Origin of the sequence: Hymenobacter sp. 102, from assembly GCF_049949205.1 — a bacterium.
Classification (GTDB): Bacteria; Bacteroidota; Bacteroidia; order Cytophagales; family Hymenobacteraceae; genus Hymenobacter.
Genome location: NZ_CP188172.1, coordinates 5008216 through 5022998 on the forward strand (window position 1 = coordinate 5008216; position 14783 = coordinate 5022998).

The window sequence follows — 14783 nt, forward strand, 5'->3', positions numbered from 1 at the left end:
CTACCCCGCAAACACCCGGGCGCTGGTGACTTTTTCAAATGACAACTCAAGGCCTTCCTCACTCACCCAAAGGTCAACGGTTTTAGAATAAGAGAAAATGTGCAGCAGGGGCTTGGTAAGCGCATTTGTTACCATGCACACCCGATAGTTGGGGCTATCTGCCAACAGACTGCTGTACTCGTTGGCCGTCAGCTCGGCGGCAATGGCGGTTCCGGATAGCCCTTTCACCTCCAGCTTCAGTCTGACATTTCCGTTGGTAGCGGTCAGGTCCCACCCGACCTTCGCGGCTTCTACGGACTCTATGTCGTACCCTAGCTTTTGATAGTAGTCCCACGTTGTTTCAATAGCCTTTTGCTCGATGGCTAGCCGTTTGAGTACGTCGGGCTGCCTGGGCGACTGGCCTTTATTTCGGGTAGCTGGAGGGAAAGTATCCCGCCCCTGGCAATGTAGGCTTGCACCTGCTGCACAAAGTCCACGTTGGCTTCATCGTCGGCGTACCAGACGTTCGTTTTGGCTATTTTCTTCCGATTGTATTAAGGGGCTTGTAAAACTATCGACCCTCGCTACTCTTATGGCACATTTATGCCTTATCAGTAGCATTCAAGCTGTTTGGCTTCCGAGTCGGAGGTTTTGCCAATTTGTTTAACTACACATAACTTTGGAGGGGGGGGAGCGATAGGTTTGGGAAGTTGTTGAGGGTTAAAATAGGAAAGCGCGCCAACCTCAAGCCCACCAACTCTCCGTGGAGACCAGCACCCACGCTAAAAAACGGGCCTTACCAACCAAACGTGGCGACATTACGCACCAAGCACCATGAAGATGATACAGGAACTTTTTTACGTTTACTGGCGCTGCAAAAAGTGCGGAGCCGAGAGCAACAAAGGCACTAGTAATGCTCCTGACCGTGACGGCTGTCCTAAAGCTGGTGGTCGCCACGATTGGGTATCGGTGTAAGCGAAAGTTCACCCAAATCGCCTCAAAAACACCCCGCATAACCGTTTCGCGGGGTGTTTTTAAAGGGTAGCTGATTACCCAAAAGACCCATGCCAACGGTCGACCCGGAAGAATACCAGAGTCATGAGGGCCGGGCGCATCACTTGGCCCGAGCCCAACCGCTGGACTATGCTGCCCTGCTGCGTGATACCCTGGCCCTGGCCAAATGGAAGCTCACCAGCCACGACGTGTACATGGTGCACATAAAGCACATCTACCGGGCCAAAAACCCGGCCGGCGCGTTGCAGCGCAGTGCTTTCGACTTCGACTATTTCCCGAAGCGCGACAGCCTGGTGCTGGTAGCCAACAACCCCACCTACACCGACGGGCCGACCGCGCCATGAGCACCGGCCTGCCCACCCGGCTGCTGCTGGCCGCCCCTGTTGCCCGCACCCAAACCAGGCCCGCCCCCGCGCCCGCCGGCCCAGCCTGAAAACCTGGCCTTGGTTAAAAGCTTAGTCCAAAGGTTAAGCGGATTGCTTACGATGGACACATTCACCCTTCAAAATAGGGCGCCCACAGGTTAATGAGGCTGGCTTGTTCAGTAAAATGTCCGTATTCTGAAACAGCCGCCCACGCAGTTTTTCCCTACCGATACTTTCTGCTCCTACTCTTGTGCTACCCCTATAGAACTCCATCAGGTGGTCCTGCCACAGGTGACGGGAGTTAGCTGGGCGCGGCTGTTCCGTGCGGAATAACGTTGCGTTCTTATACCAACCCACGATGTAGCTGCCACCACCCTCCTTCCCACCCTTGCTCCCTGGTATGGGCCCCGCCTCCCGTGATGGTGTCGAGGTTCCGGTGGTTGCCCGCGTAAGAATCCATCCAGCCGGTATTGAAAAAGATGATGCGCGGCATGGATAGCAGGGGTGATGGTTTTAATAGATTTTGCGGATACAAGGCTTAGGCAAGCGCGGATTTCGGTTGTAAAGAACTTCCTCGCATTTTAACAGACTTCAGTGCCCGCTCAGTGCTGCCTACAAACGGATGCCATTCCAGTTGGTCGTAGTCAGTGGGCTTGGGTGGGATTGCGCCCCGGTAGAACCCGTACAGCTGGTAAGCCCGGTACTTCAGTATCTGTTTACACTCTGGGAAATGGTCCGCGAGACTGTGAATGGCACTCGGAATGAGCACCAAATTTGGCAGTGCACAGTAATACAGCGGGTCATATGCTTCGCCCTGCTCGTCGTAGATGTGGCAGGTATGAAACTTCTTGATTTCCTCCGTTTTGGTACGGTAACCAAGCGCCGTTTTGATGGCAATATTTGCTTTGGAGTTATCATCCAAGTAATTGCCATCGGCGAAAGCGCGGACCGTCTCGTTATTTTTCGTCCGGGCCCGGCGCACGTTGCGAAACCACCGGGCTGTATCGTTGCCGTCTTCCTGGCGCAGGGCTTCAATTACCTTGGGATGCACCCAGAGTGAAGTAGATGCTACAAGTTGCAGAAGCGGAGTAATATGGGCATGGAGTAGGTCGTTTCCATTCATAGTACAGCTAAGAAAAGACGCTTCACCGTCATCTTAAGACGCGGCGTCCGTGAATTGGAGAAAGTCCGTCACCGCATCTCCTGCGCGCTGGCAGATGAGCTTTTGGACTTTGGGGAGCAATTAACCATTTGGTGATTTGCTGCTTGCGTCCAGCTTCTGTTGCAGTGAGGCAAAGCGAGGGTCCAAAGTAACCTGGGCGGGAGTATACTCCACCCATTCTCTTCTATGAGCAGGAGCCGCTGCAGGTGCTGCGAGCAGGACCGTGCCGCCTGTACCGTGGAAGCCCTGCACGGCCGCGTGGGGCTCAAATCCATCGGGAAGGCAATCAGACGGTACATGTACCCGGGCCTTGGCCCGCGTCAGGGCGACGTAAAGCAGGTTGATTTCCTCGAATACACGGGCCCTGACGCCCGTCTCCGGGGCTTGGCTGCAAATTCCTCTTCCAGCTTGTCAACGGTGGCCTGCGTGATAAAATCCGGGGTGAGCTGCACTTGGTCGTACTCCAAGCCCTTGCAGCGGTGTACCGTGGAGAAGTAGAGTTGCGCCTGGTCGCGGGCACCATCAGCAACGTGCAGGCGCTTCAACTCTTTGATAAGGTCGATAACGTCGTTGCCGTAATCCTCCACGATGGTGATGAGCATCTGCAGCTGCCCATCCTCGGTCTGCTCGGCGTAGTCGGCCAATTCATCCAGATTGGCCATTTTGCGAATCAACGGGTCTTTAATGGCCTCGCTACGGCCGTTATAGAGGGCCAGTACATCCGTTAAGCTCGCGCCCTCCCCCGCGTAGGTGTAGGAGTTAATGTTGCCCTCGAAGTACACCCGACGCAGCTGCTGCCGGTGCTCCTTAACGTACTCAATAGCCTTGAGCAGCAACCCCAGGTTGGTGCGGCCAATTACGGCGCGAGTAGTTCCCTCGCTTGGCGCTTCCTGCGCGGCACCCGTCACCACGAGTTGGGGACCCGCGCCCAGTTGCGTTTTCCAGCTCAGAACGTGTGAGGCCAGTTTGGCGATGGGAGGTCCAAACCGGAAGCTGGTACTTAGCTGCAGGCTGGGATAATCCGTTCTTTCCAGCGAGTTGACCGCGTGCCGCCAGCCGTAAATCTGCTGATGGGTATCCCCGACAATCACCTTAGTAGCGGGTTGACGGAAGAAGATATCCAGCATGGCCCCGGAGGCGTCCTGGCCCTCATCGAACAGGATAACATCAGCCGGCAGCAGGGTGTGGCTCAACTGAAATTTCTTCAGGTAGAAGTCATGGGTAATAGCAATTTCACCGCGGTCCATGCGGGCCAGCAATTCCCGGCAGCTTCGCTCGATAGTAGCGTAGTGCTTGCCGACAAATTCCCGAGCCTTCGGGTCGATTAGCGTGGACAGGTAATCGAGCCGTTGCACCTGCGCCTGGTCGCTGTTGCAGAAATAGGTCACGAACTTGGCAATGTGGTTGGCCAGCACATACTCCTGGTGGCGCTCCTGCCCGGTGCCCCGGGGCAGCTTGAGCATTTCTACCAGCTCGTGCGCCCGATACCCTTTGTTGTTGAGTTGGTAGCGGCTGCCGCGCACCACGTAGCGGTAGGCCAAGGAATGCGCTGTTTCTACCACCACGTTCGGTAAGCCAGCTGCCTGAAACTTGCGAATGGCCTCCTGCCGCACCGTCTTGTTGAAGGCGAGGTACAGGATGCGGGCCGTTGCCGGTTGGGCGCGGGCATATTCGACCATCGTAGTGGTTTTACCACTCCCGGCAACGGCGTTGATTTTCAAATGGCCACGGGAAGCCAGGATGGCAGACTGCTCAGCCGTAAGATTCATCACGAATTATTTCCGCCGGCCAGCGGCTAACGCCCTGCCGGACTTGGTATAGTGTTGTCTGCTGGAATACACCTAAAGCCCGCGGGGCAGCTACGCGTATTCCAAGATAAGTTCGGCAGAGATACCCAGCTTTTGGTAAAGGCGCTTGGCTAGGTCCAGGTTGATGGCGCGCTTGCCGTTGAGAACTTCGCTCAGTCGGCTGTTTGCAATGCCGAGCAGGGCAGCCATATCCTGCTTTTTCAGGCGGCGCGCTACCATCTCCCGCTCCAGCATGCCGACCAGCGAGGTGGGCGAGATGGGACGGTGGCCATGGTCGTTTTCGTATTCGTTCGCGGCGCGACCGAGGGACTTGATTTCGTCCAGGTTGCCGGGCTCGTTGTCGATGAGGTATTCAAGCCGCGTCATAGCGGCCTGATACTCCTTTTCAGTGTGCAGGATGAGTGCCATTGTGCGTGTGGGGTGAATGATTGGGATAGAAGAAGGTGGCTCAGACCGTCGAAGTGTCGGGGATGCGGTCGTACTCAGCGTGGGTGCCCACGAAGCGGACGTACACCTGGTAAGCCGGGAAAAAGATGCGGACAATCAGGCGGAAGCGGTTGCCCAGAATATTGAACACGTAGCGGTTGTTGCCGACGTAGCGAGCGGGTACATCAGCGGCTGTCTGCCACTCAGCCGCCTCGGCCATCTCGAACCACTCCAGCAGGGCTTGGGCTACATCAGGGTGTTGGGTATTTCCATAGTCTCTCAATGTTTTCTTAGTAAGTATCTCCATAGTCAATAAGCATAATGTCTAGCAAAAAGCGGCGCGAGGGCACGGGTTACAGGTCTTAAGTAAAGATACGTAAAATTTCTGGATAAGGTAAAAAAATTTACACAATACAGAAATTGGGGCGTGTCCCTTCGGGCCGGGCTGTTCGGAGCTGCGGCTGCGCCTACGGTCCTGCGGACTAAACCCTGCCATCCCTCACGCAAAAGGCCGTCGCACAGGCCATCAGACGGAGCCGCCGGGCTGCCGACGACTGTGCTGCGCTACATCGACCGCAGGCCGGTGGCTCCGCCTGATGGCCTCTTCCATTGAAAAGAGAGTCGGAGCTGTGAGCCAGCCGGCTGAAAAAGCCGCCCCACTCCCAGCAGAGCGCGGATAAGTCTTCTGCCATTTCGTGGCCAAGCGGAATTAGGGGCGGTGGGGAAAAAAGGCGGAGATAGAGGGACTATAAGAAAGAAAATAACTTGTATAAAATACGAATTATAATCGCATAAAGTGCAACTAATTGTGTGCCGCTGCCGTTTAATAAGTATAACAAACGAACGGAACAACAGCCTTTTAGCCATGAAAAAGACCAGCAAGCCTGCCGCCAAGAAAGCCACCAAAGCAGCCGCAACCCGGCCCGACGTGTACCAGATTGTGACGGACCGGATTATTTCGGCGCTGGAAGGCGGCATCATTCCGTGGCGCAAGCCGTGGAACGCGGTGTATGGCCTGCCCCGCAACTACGCCACCGGCCGCGTGTACAGCGGAATCAACCTGTTTCTGCTGCATTTCAGCGGAGCCCTCCTTCTTCATGACATTCAAGCAGGCGCTGGCGCTAGGCGGCAACGTGAGAAAAGGGGCCAAAGGCCATCAGGTAGTGTATTACAACATCAGCAAGCGCGAGAACAAGGAAACCGGCAAGGAAGAGAAAACGCCCTTCCTGAAGTATTACACCGTGTTTTCAGTGGAAGACATTGAGGGCATCGAGTTCAATCTGCCCGAGGTAACCAAGCAGGAGTTCACCCCCAGCGAAGTGGCCGAAGGCATCGTGGAGGCGTGGGACGGCAAGCCCGCCATTCAGTACCTGCACCAGCGGGCCTACTATTCGCCGGCGCTGGACTTTGTGAACATGCCCAAGCCGGAAACCTTCACCACGTCGGAGGGCTACTATCAGACCCTGTTTCACGAACTGACGCACAGCACCGGCCACCAGAGCCGCCTTGACCGCGCCGACCTGACCGCTGGCGAGGGAAAGCAGAGCAGCAGCTACGCCCGCGAGGAGCTGACCGCTGAAATGGGCGCATCCTTTCTGAGCGCGGCGGCCGGCATTGCTACCGAGCAGACCGAAGAAAACGCCGTGGCCTACATTCAGAACTGGCTGGAACGGTTGAAGAATGATAAGAGGCTTGTGGTACAGGCCGCCAGCAAAGCCCAGCGCGCCGCTGAGATGATACTAGGGACGACAGCGGAGCCGGAGGGCGAAGCCGACGAGGTACAGGCCCCGGCAGCCGCGCCGGTAGCCAGCGAGCCGGTTGCGGTGCTCGACGACATCGACCGCGAGTTTATGGCCGCCGAGCTAAGCTGGCTGCAGCTCGCATAGCCCGCCGGGCGGGGCTGGCCGCTTGCGAGCGGCTAGCCCTAGCCTTAATCCTAGCCCTAGCTCTAATTCTAGCCTGCTTATGAAAGCCAGTGAAGCCCCACTATCCAGAGCCCAGCTTGGAACGAGTACCGCAGCCGGGTGATTGCCGCCGTTGCCGACGTAGAAAATCTGATGCGGCAGCTGGATAAAGGCATTAACAGCGAAGTGCTTACCGAGGAGGTTGCCGAGCGGCTGGAACTGGAGATTGACACGTCAGCCGCCTACGAGTCCCTTTTGAAGCTGGTACGGGCAGTTCGCCCCATTGCCTGCGAAGGTCTGCGCCGCACCAGCGAGCAGCACGGCGGGCAGTTCCAGCTAGCACTATAACCCCTAACGATGAGCAGCCCCCTATCCACCATCAGGCACGCTACCCGTGACGTGCAGCAGGCCCTTGCCAACAATTGCTGGGCGGTATTTCACCAGCCCGCCGCCACCGAAGCAGCGCCAGCGCCGGCAGCGTACCGCGTGAGCCAGGCCCGGACCCGGCGGGGCCAGTTTCAGGTTCGCTACCTGCAGACCGGAGAGTGGCACCAGGTAGCACCGGCCGACCTGCTTTTTCAACAGTAGCCCCTACCCTTTTACAGCAAAGCGTATCGAAGGCTACACATCTGGCTAGTGAGGCAATCTTCAAAATCAATCAACGGGTTCATGCCAGTCTTCCCAAGTTCCGTTTTGGCCGTCTGTCAATTCTTCCCAGTTTTCACGGTCTGAATCGTCGTCGGCTTCAGAATCTTCGGAACGCCAAAACGCTTGACGATTTTGCCACACTCGTTTACGCCTGAGGTCATATGTTTTGATGTTATTTTTAGATTCATACCACTGCTTAGTTAACTCGTCAACTTCATCTGAATGATAGGTAAATTGTAGAGAGCTGAAGTATTCATATAATATAGTAGTGTTGAATAGATTTTTATTTGGAAACGCCTGGCGGTTAATTGTGTATGATTCTAATATCTCATCGAGCAAATTTACTGGGGCATATATTGGAATTTTTTTCTTGGAATAGTATTCTGGTGTCCTTTTTTGCGCATTCGGTTTGCGCTCATGAAAGGCGACTATGTCAGCTTCAATTTCAGCATCTGTCATCTCTCGGTCTGATATCCGTTGATTTATCGTGAGATGATTATTTGCGATATGCAAGACACAGTCGGCATCGTCAGGTAGAATCCTTATCCATCCTTCTGTGCCAAAACCCATACCCTGTGGACGAAAATTTCGGCAGTCCATAGCTAATGCAAGGACAACTAAGCCGCTAGACAGTAATCGTATAACTTCAAAAGTCTTGACTCCTGGCGTACAATAAGCGGCATCATATTTTTTGAACGTTCCAAAGTCTTTGAAGTCTATAATTCTCACGGAGAATTTAATTTTGTTCTCTTCCTCTCTTGTTAATTCCTCCTGTATATATCCTTGCTTGGCATATTGCTCTTCTAATTCAACGGCTATACCTTTTGCATTAACTGTACTAGCTTTTGCTCTTTTGAAACATGCTTTTAGTGTTATTTTATCCGTATTAACATAGGCTATTTTATTAATAAAGGTTGATAATGGCCGATTGCGGCCTTCATCGTTGTGGGTATTATTTCTCAAAATACGGTTTACTTCGAATATTTTATTAATATAATATATAAAATAATTTCTACTTGTTTCATTATTGAAATACTCTTTGTCTTGATTGTATATAGCATTCCATCCACTAGTGGTTAACGTGAATTTTGGTATGCTTTCCAGGCAGAAACCAATGTATGATGGGTCCTGCTTGAATACGTCAATGACTGATTCCCCTTTATGCTTGCCAAATGGGAATATGGACTTATCATCGAACTGCCAGAATCGAGCGTTAGCCAAAATGTCTTTCATATCTGGTTGTCTTGCATACTATTTAACAAGTAAGGTAGTGTCCGGATACCAAAATGAGCAAGGGCAGCCCGGTTAGGAACTGCCCTTAACAAGCGATTTGGAAGCCGAAGCACTTAATGATGAGGACTAGTGGAATGTCGACGCCCGAACCGGCTAGTCACTCTTAACCAGTCCTGCCAAGCGCGCTAATTGACTGGGGGGAGCTTGCCCTGCTTGCGCAGGTGCGCCTCGTAGTGCCGGTGGGCCGCGTGCAGGTAGCCGATGATATTTGTCGGCATATCCGGCCCTTTAGGAAGCTGAACGATAATCCTGCGAATCTCCGACCACACAGATTCCGCAATCCGCACCCCTTTCAACTCACCCGTTGGCTCCGGTCCCGCTGCTGCCGGCTTGCGGCCACGGGGTCGGCGCTCAACCGGGGCCGCTGGCACGGAAGCAGCTGCGGCTTCCGCCACCGGCTGCTCAGCAGACGGCGCGGGCTCTGGTGCTGGCTCAACTGCTGCTACCGGCTCGGGCGTTGGCACAGGCGCGAGCGCTACTGGGGCCGTTACCGCTTCTGCAGGGGCAGCCGCCGCTGGGGTAGTTGCCTTGCCTTCGGCTTCCAGGCGGGTTTGCTCCCCTCCCATCCCGGCGCGGGCTTCGGCGCGCAAGGTCTCATCAACCGGAATACGCTTCCGGGGGCCTTCAATTTTCGCTTTTACAAAGGGAGACTTTGCCATTACTTGATTTCGGTTGGGGTGGTATCGGTCGTTTCTTCCAGCTCAGCTTCGACGTCGGCTTTGCGCCGGGGCAAGTCCAGCTTTTCTATCAGCTCTTCGCATACGCGCCGGATTTCCTCTGAGCTATCTTTGGTGCCCCCGGCGTAGTTGCGGTAGGCCGGGGTCAGCAGGCTGTGCAGCGTGGAGGCGCGGCTGTACACCATGCGGTGGCTCAGATAGGACTGGAAGCGCGAGAGGCCCAGCTCGTCAATGTAGTCGTCCATCTCCTTTTCCTCCCGTCGGCCGCTGATGCGCTTCGTGGCCAAGCCGAAATACTGGAAATCCACCTCGGCCTTGTCGGCCGCCTTTTTCAGCGCTTCGAGGATGCCCATAAACTCGGCCGTGGAGGCGCGGTCCAGGTAATCCGATACCAGCGGCACTATTACCGCGTCGCAGCCCGTGAGGGCGTTGAAAACGTCTTCCCCGTCGGCCCGGCCGGGAATGTCGATGATGATAAGGTCGTAGTCGTTTTCCGGATTGTCGATGAAATCAAAGATGCTCTTCAGCGACATGGGAAACACGTCGTAGGGGTAATCTGCCGCAGGGTCTGACTCACGCAGGATAGCCAGGCTGGGCTCGTCCAGCTGCTTGCGGGTTTTGACGATGCTCTGCTGGTAGTCACAATCCAGGATGGCGATTTTCAGTCCGTACTCGATAGCCAGAGGAGCCGCGAGGACGAGGGCCAGGGTTGACTTGCCCGAGCCCCCCTTTTGGGTAGCAAAGCTGATGACTTTTGACATGGGGTTACTGATTAAGGTAAGCTAGCGCTGATGCCCCAGATGGTCAGGCCCGGGGAAAGCAAATGTAAGCGGAAATGTCGCAAAGTAGTAAAGTAGCTTTGTCGCAAAGTTGTGTAGTAGTAAAATGACTAAGTAGTAAAAGCAACAAATTGCAAAGTATTATTTACTACAAGTAGTAAAGTTACTTTGTGGTAAAGTTGCAATGTCGTAAAATATCAAAAATAAAGAAGCGGTGCTTTGATGTACCTTGTGAGTAGTAAAGTTGCATTGTAGTAAAGTAGTAAAAATTCGGGCGGGGGTACTTCATAAACGTAGTAAAGTAGTAATGTAGTAAAGTGGTAATATGGGTGCTGGTAGGCAAGGCTGAGCTTGATGACGATAACAGTTATTATACATGGGTTAAAGTCGTAAAGTAGTAATGTTGTAAAGTAGTAATAAATCTTAAAAGGCCTTTCTGAGATAATGAGAGTGGGAAAGGATAGCAACTATAACCAGTACCCAGACACAAAATCAGGTCGGGGTAACGATAAATAAAGGCTAACCCAATGCCGCTCGTAATACGTATCCGTGATTCTGAAATAGTTCTCAAATAATTCTGAAAACCCTCTTGGATGTAGTGTATGTAGTCTTAGCAAGAAGAGTATCACATACAGGGTGCTAAGCACCTGTAAGCGTGAGACTTGTATTTAAGCAGAGCTTAAATTTGCAGGTTTGTTAAGATAACTAGCTGATTTGTAGGTTAAAAATAACCTAGAGAGGGCGGGCAGAAGATTGATTCTACCTATGCCAACCAACCCCGCTACGAAGAGCGTCAACGTACCTGCGGCTACTCATTTTCTGCTGAGCAAAGAGGCTAAGCGGCTGCAGATAAGCCAGGCCGACTACACCGGAGCGGCCGTGCGCTACTTCGCGGAGCGCGGACTACACCCGGTGGAGGATGTGGCCCGCGAAGGCCAGCTGATTATGCAGCAGGTAAAGAAGCTCGGGGACCGGGTATTTGGGTATCTGCAGGAGCAGGAGCGTAGTCTGCTGGTACCAATGCTGGAGGAAATGCTTCGTAGCCGGGTGACGCTGGAGCGCGTGCTGCGCATGAATGAAATCCTGGTAAATAACCTGACGCAGCAGCTGAGCAGCCTTAATGAGGCGCAGCTAAACGAGCAGCGGGAAGGCTTAAAGCAGTTGCGGGCGCAGAACGAAGACATGATTGAGCGGCAGGCAAAAGAGGCAATAGCTGCCGCTCAACAAGCGGGCGCAGGCAGAATAAATGATGGCGATACAGTGGCAAAAGCAGTCAAGAATTAAGCACACAGCCACCGATGTATATCAAGCTAATCAACCCCGCGACGCACGGAAAAGCGGCTTACAGCAACAGCGGAAGCAGCGCGCAAACGCTCAATTATCTGAAGCAGGAAGCCGGACGCGATGGAGAGGAAGCCACGTTTTTCGGGGCTAAACGCGACGACCTCAGCGCGGCCGAGGTGGGGCAGAATATCGATTCTAACGTGAAGGGACTGCGGGCCGGCGAGGCCAAATTCTATTCCTGGTGATTAGCCCCAGCGAGGCTGAGTTGACGCATATTGGCAACGACGAGGCCAAGCTGAAAAACTATACCCGGCAGGTGATGGCGCAGTACGCCGCCAACTTCAAGCTGAAGGATGGACGGGAGCTAGGCAGCCAGGACCTGGTGTGGGGAGCCACGCTGCACCAGCAGCGCAGCTACCGGGGCACCGACCCGGAGGTGAGTATTGGTCAGGCCAAGATGGGCGAGCAGCGGCCGGGCCTGCAGACGCATATTCACGTCATCGTGAGTGCCCGCGACGCGCAGCAGAGAATCACGCTCAACCCCGGCGGACGCCGCAGCCGCTTCGACCTGATGCAGTGGCAGGCGGCGGCCGGGCGGCAGTTTGAAAAGCAGTTTGGCTACACGGCCCAGGCGCACGAAAAGCTACGACCCAAGCAGCGCGATGGTAGCCGGGATGCCGGCCGGGCAGTCAGGATTGGGGAGCGGGTGGCCGCCCTCAACCTGCGCGTGCTGAAGGAAGAGCGACTGGACCCGCAGCGGGTCCAGCAGATTGCCCAGGGCCGCGAGTACGACAAGACGTTTTACCGCTCCCTGGCTACCGTCGAGCGGCGGGCGCAGCAGGGCCAGCCCATTGATAACGCCTATCATCTGCTGAGCACGGGCCGCGAGCAGCCGGCACCGCAGCACGCGGCCAGTACCATGCTCCACGCCGTGCAGCAGGCGGTGCGCTCCAACACGGGCCGCGAGGAAAAGACCGAGCACCTCAGCGAGAAAAGGGGGCGCAACAGCGCGGAGCTGGATATTGAAATGTAGCGTGCCCACTCGCCCCGTCATCATCCTACCCACCTAAATCAGCTTTCAAGCCTATGACCAGTCAAGCACCCCGGCCGGCGGCCGGTACCCAGGGCGCGGGCCTCTTTGTTGTCCTGCTGCTGCTGGCCATTATCGGCGGCGACTACTACGTGCTCCTGCACGGCCCCGAAATTGCCGAGGCCCGCCGGGCGCAGTTCATTCAGGCGGCCGGCATACCAGCGGACAGCCTGACGCCCAAAGAGCGGCTGGCGGCTACCACGGCGCGCATTGCCGAGCGGCAGCGCCAGGCACGCATTGCCAAGGCCGAAGCCGCTGCCCGCCCGGTGGTAGGGGAGGGGCAGCTAGCGGCGCGGTGGCCATAACGCACTCCACCGACCAAGCGCTTACTAAGACCAAAGGCGGGACCGACGCGCTGGCCAAAGCCGGCAGCGGTATGGGCAGCAAGCTGCTGGTAAAAGCTGCCCGCTTCTACGGAGCGGCTGGGGTGTACCTGCGGGCGCTGCTGCTGCTGGCCGGGCTGGTACTCGTATTCGTGCAGAAAGCCCCGCAGGCGAAGCCCGGGCAGGGCAGGCGCAACGTCATCAACCGGCAGGCCCTGCGCGTCGTGGCGGGCCTGTGCGGGGCCTTGTTCCTGGCAGCGGGCTATACCCTGCTGAACATGCACCGCTACTCACCGGGCTTTATCGAGTTTGGCTATCCGGGAGCCGCCGTGGCCGTGCTGGGCAGTGGGGGAGTAGTGGGGCTGCTGTGGGCCATGACTAAAAAGCCGGCTTTCGGGCTGAGCACCGAGCGCCGAAAGGTGAAAAGCCCGGATGCCGCACTTCCCCACGGCGGACGGGGGCTGGATTACCGTGGCCAACCCGTACCGGGGCACGCTGGTGCTGGGCGGCGCGGGCGCGGGCAAGACCTACTCGATAGGAGAGCCGCTGATTGAACAGTTTGCCTACCAGAACTTCGCCGGGCTGGTGTACGACTTCAAGTTTCCGGTGCTGGCCGAGGCGATGCAGAAAGCCCTGGTACTGGCCGAGCGCCGCAAGGAGCGCGAGCAGCAGCAAGCCACCAGCTACGCGGCCAGCTTCCAGGGCCGGCTGCAGACCAGGCTGACAGGTCTGTTCAGCAAGGCCGAGCCGCAGCCGGCGGCGGAGCCGCCCGTGCAGCTGCACATCATCAACTTCCGGGACCTGACGCGCAGCGAGCGGGTAAACCCGCTGCGACCGGCGGATATGCCAGTGGTGGCCTTCGCCGAGGAGTACAGCAAGGCCATCATCAACAACCTGAACCCGTCGAGCATCCGCAAGATGGAGTTCTTCGATACCAGCTCCGTGGCGTATCTGACCGGTATCATCTGGTTTTACAAGAAGCATTACCCGCAGTACTGCACCATTCCGCACGTGGTGGCCACGGCCATGTACAAGGACTACACCCACGTCCTGAGTATGCTGGAAACTGATTTGGAGTGCGGCGACCAGGCCCGAAGCCTTATCTCGGCGGTGCAGACCCGCGCCGACAAGCAGGTGGGCGCGGTGCTGGGCACGCTGCAGGTGAACCTGACCAAGATAAACAGCCCCGAGGTGGTGTGGGTGCTGACCCCGGACGAGGCAAACGGCGAGGGCTTTTCGCTCGACCTGAACGACAAGCAGCGGCCCAAGCTGCTGTGCATCGGCAACGACCCGACGCTGAAGGATACGTTTTCGCCGGTGGTCAGCTGCGTGATTACCGTGGCGCTCAAGCTAATGAATCAGCAGAATAAGCACCGCAGCTACGTGTTTCTCGATGAGGCCGCGACGCTCTACGTGCCGGGGCTGGAGGTGATTCCGGCCACGGCCCGCAGCAACAAGGTGGCGATGGTGTACATGACCCAGGACCTGAGCCAGATGACGGACGCCTACGGCAAGGAGAAAATGCAGGTGATGGTGAGCAACCTCAACAACCAGTTTTTCGGCAAGGTGAACTCGCTGGAAACGGCCAAGTTCATTTCTGAGCTGGTGGGCCGCGAGGACAAGCAGATGGTAAGCACAAGCACCGGCACCAGCCAGGGCAGCGGGGCGCGCAACAACTCCACTAACCAGAGCACGAGCTACCAGGAGCGCAGCCTGGTGCGGGTGCAGGATACCATCGGCCTGCAGCAGGGCGAGTTTATCGGCCAGACAGTGGAAACCGGCAGCACCTTTTTCCAGGGCACCATTGCCCGGGCCGACGTTACGCCCGAGCGGTTTCCCCTGCACCAGATGGTGAGCTTCGGCGGCCCGGGGGAAGACCCGGCCAGCGCCCTTTCGCGCACGGTGCAGGAGAACTTTCTGCGGGTGCGCCAGGAGGTGAAAGAAACCTTGGCCAAGCATGTAAACACCTTAGCAGTAGGGACAAAAACAGAGGCATAAAACCGCTTAAAAGTGACAAATAGGGCCGTTTTA

At 56.1% G+C, this 14783-nt stretch carries 17 protein-coding genes and 2 pseudogenes; 10 read left to right on the top strand and 9 right to left on the bottom strand.

What is annotated here, in order from left to right; all coding sequences use genetic code 11:
• On the bottom strand, positions 1–360 hold the full coding sequence (locus ACN19L_RS21750) for a protein NO VEIN domain-containing protein (protein ID WP_426493617.1): 360 nt from the start codon (positions 358–360) through the stop codon (positions 1–3).
• A gap of 683 nt (positions 361–1043) precedes the next feature.
• On the opposite strand from ACN19L_RS21750, the gene ACN19L_RS21755 reads away from it, so the two are divergent.
• Entirely contained in the window at positions 1044–1337 is a 294-nt protein-coding gene (locus tag ACN19L_RS21755) for a hypothetical protein (protein WP_426491406.1), read from the top strand.
• A gap of 364 nt (positions 1338–1701) precedes the next feature.
• Here ACN19L_RS21755 and ACN19L_RS21760 read toward each other — a convergent pair whose 3' ends face one another.
• The 5 genes from ACN19L_RS21760 to ACN19L_RS21780 form a co-directional block, all read right to left on the bottom strand.
• Positions 1702–1851: a hypothetical protein gene (locus ACN19L_RS21760; RefSeq protein WP_426491407.1), complete on the bottom strand. Its 150-nt coding sequence runs from the start codon at positions 1849–1851 to the stop codon at positions 1702–1704.
• Between the two features lie 45 nt (positions 1852–1896).
• On the bottom strand, positions 1897–2481 hold the full coding sequence (locus ACN19L_RS21765; RefSeq protein WP_426491408.1) for a hypothetical protein: 585 nt from the start codon (positions 2479–2481) through the stop codon (positions 1897–1899).
• A 359-nt stretch (positions 2482–2840) separates the two neighbouring features.
• A complete protein-coding gene (locus tag ACN19L_RS21770) occupies positions 2841–4289 on the bottom strand; it encodes a UvrD-helicase domain-containing protein (protein WP_426491459.1) in 1449 nt (482 codons plus the stop codon).
• 90 nt (positions 4290–4379) lie between these two features.
• Positions 4380–4736: a helix-turn-helix domain-containing protein gene (locus tag ACN19L_RS21775; protein ID WP_426491410.1), complete on the bottom strand. Its 357-nt coding sequence runs from the start codon at positions 4734–4736 to the stop codon at positions 4380–4382.
• Positions 4737–4776: 40 nt separating this feature from the next.
• Positions 4777–5061 (bottom strand): type II toxin-antitoxin system HigB family toxin, encoded by a 285-nt coding sequence (locus ACN19L_RS21780; protein WP_345228239.1) that lies wholly within the window; start codon positions 5059–5061, stop codon positions 4777–4779.
• A gap of 558 nt (positions 5062–5619) precedes the next feature.
• On the opposite strand from ACN19L_RS21780, the pseudogene ACN19L_RS21785 reads away from it, so the two are divergent.
• The 4 genes and pseudogenes from ACN19L_RS21785 to ACN19L_RS21800 form a co-directional block, all read left to right on the top strand.
• Positions 5620–5823 (top strand): annotated as a pseudogene (locus tag ACN19L_RS21785) (ArdC-like ssDNA-binding domain-containing protein); the annotation flags it as partial.
• A gap of 28 nt (positions 5824–5851) precedes the next feature.
• Positions 5852–6640 carry an ArdC family protein gene (locus ACN19L_RS21790; RefSeq protein WP_426491460.1) on the top strand — a complete coding sequence of 263 codons (789 nt, stop codon included), beginning with the start codon at positions 5852–5854 and terminating at the stop codon, positions 6638–6640.
• 138 nt (positions 6641–6778) lie between these two features.
• Positions 6779–7006, top strand: a complete 228-nt coding sequence (locus ACN19L_RS21795) for a hypothetical protein (protein ID WP_426491412.1) — start codon at positions 6779–6781, stop codon at positions 7004–7006.
• A 9-nt stretch (positions 7007–7015) separates the two neighbouring features.
• Positions 7016–7246: a hypothetical protein gene (locus ACN19L_RS21800; protein WP_426491413.1), complete on the top strand. Its 231-nt coding sequence runs from the start codon at positions 7016–7018 to the stop codon at positions 7244–7246.
• Between the two features lie 66 nt (positions 7247–7312).
• Here ACN19L_RS21800 and ACN19L_RS21805 read toward each other — a convergent pair whose 3' ends face one another.
• From ACN19L_RS21805 to ACN19L_RS21815, 3 genes are all read right to left on the bottom strand, one after another.
• Positions 7313–8539: a hypothetical protein gene (locus ACN19L_RS21805; RefSeq protein WP_426491414.1), complete on the bottom strand. Its 1227-nt coding sequence runs from the start codon at positions 8537–8539 to the stop codon at positions 7313–7315.
• A 185-nt stretch (positions 8540–8724) separates the two neighbouring features.
• Entirely contained in the window at positions 8725–9258 is a 534-nt protein-coding gene (locus ACN19L_RS21810; RefSeq protein WP_426491415.1) for a hypothetical protein, read from the bottom strand.
• Positions 9258–10037, bottom strand: a complete 780-nt coding sequence (locus tag ACN19L_RS21815) for a ParA family protein (protein ID WP_426491416.1) — start codon at positions 10035–10037, stop codon at positions 9258–9260. Before ACN19L_RS21815 ends, ACN19L_RS21810 begins: the two co-directional genes overlap by 1 nt.
• Positions 10038–10820: 783 nt before the next feature.
• Between ACN19L_RS21815 and ACN19L_RS21820 the strand changes: the two genes are divergently transcribed.
• The 5 genes and pseudogenes from ACN19L_RS21820 (at position 10821) to ACN19L_RS21840 (ending at position 14750) form a co-directional block, all read left to right on the top strand.
• On the top strand, positions 10821–11339 hold the full coding sequence (locus tag ACN19L_RS21820; protein ID WP_426491417.1) for a BfmA/BtgA family mobilization protein: 519 nt from the start codon (positions 10821–10823) through the stop codon (positions 11337–11339).
• A gap of 14 nt (positions 11340–11353) precedes the next feature.
• Positions 11354–12372, top strand: a pseudogene (locus ACN19L_RS21825) (DUF5712 family protein).
• Between the two features lie 53 nt (positions 12373–12425).
• On the top strand, positions 12426–12734 hold the full coding sequence (locus ACN19L_RS21830) for a hypothetical protein (protein WP_426491461.1): 309 nt from the start codon (positions 12426–12428) through the stop codon (positions 12732–12734).
• A complete protein-coding gene (locus tag ACN19L_RS21835; protein WP_426491462.1) occupies positions 12725–13306 on the top strand; it encodes a hypothetical protein in 582 nt (193 codons plus the stop codon). The genes ACN19L_RS21830 and ACN19L_RS21835 overlap by 10 nt, the downstream gene beginning before the upstream one ends.
• Positions 13224–14750 carry a TraM recognition domain-containing protein gene (locus ACN19L_RS21840; protein ID WP_426491463.1) on the top strand — a complete coding sequence of 509 codons (1527 nt, stop codon included), beginning with the start codon at positions 13224–13226 and terminating at the stop codon, positions 14748–14750. The genes ACN19L_RS21835 and ACN19L_RS21840 overlap by 83 nt, the downstream gene beginning before the upstream one ends.
• Positions 14751–14783: the final 33 nt, after the last annotated feature.

What these genes read in the sequence shown, in the direction of transcription:
- ACN19L_RS21755 (WP_426491406.1), top strand. Translation starts at nt 1,044, where the DNA reads ATGCCAACGGTCGACCCGGAAGAATACCAGAGTCATGAGGGCCGGGCG.
- ACN19L_RS21760 (WP_426491407.1), bottom strand. Translation starts at nt 1,851, where the DNA reads ATGCCGCGCATCATCTTTTTCAATACCGGCTGGATGGATTCTTACGCG.
- ACN19L_RS21765 (WP_426491408.1), bottom strand. Translation starts at nt 2,481, where the DNA reads ATGAATGGAAACGACCTACTCCATGCCCATATTACTCCGCTTCTGCAA.
- ACN19L_RS21770 (WP_426491459.1), bottom strand. Translation starts at nt 4,289, where the DNA reads ATGAATCTTACGGCTGAGCAGTCTGCCATCCTGGCTTCCCGTGGCCAT.
- ACN19L_RS21775 (WP_426491410.1), bottom strand. Translation starts at nt 4,736, where the DNA reads ATGGCACTCATCCTGCACACTGAAAAGGAGTATCAGGCCGCTATGACG.
- ACN19L_RS21780 (WP_345228239.1), bottom strand. Translation starts at nt 5,061, where the DNA reads ATGGAGATACTTACTAAGAAAACATTGAGAGACTATGGAAATACCCAA.
- ACN19L_RS21790 (WP_426491460.1), top strand. Translation starts at nt 5,852, where the DNA reads ATGACATTCAAGCAGGCGCTGGCGCTAGGCGGCAACGTGAGAAAAGGG.
- ACN19L_RS21800 (WP_426491413.1), top strand. Translation starts at nt 7,016, where the DNA reads ATGAGCAGCCCCCTATCCACCATCAGGCACGCTACCCGTGACGTGCAG.
- ACN19L_RS21805 (WP_426491414.1), bottom strand. Translation starts at nt 8,539, where the DNA reads ATGAAAGACATTTTGGCTAACGCTCGATTCTGGCAGTTCGATGATAAG.
- ACN19L_RS21810 (WP_426491415.1), bottom strand. Translation starts at nt 9,258, where the DNA reads ATGGCAAAGTCTCCCTTTGTAAAAGCGAAAATTGAAGGCCCCCGGAAG.
- ACN19L_RS21815 (WP_426491416.1), bottom strand. Translation starts at nt 10,037, where the DNA reads ATGTCAAAAGTCATCAGCTTTGCTACCCAAAAGGGGGGCTCGGGCAAG.
- ACN19L_RS21820 (WP_426491417.1), top strand. Translation starts at nt 10,821, where the DNA reads ATGCCAACCAACCCCGCTACGAAGAGCGTCAACGTACCTGCGGCTACT.
- ACN19L_RS21830 (WP_426491461.1), top strand. Translation starts at nt 12,426, where the DNA reads ATGACCAGTCAAGCACCCCGGCCGGCGGCCGGTACCCAGGGCGCGGGC.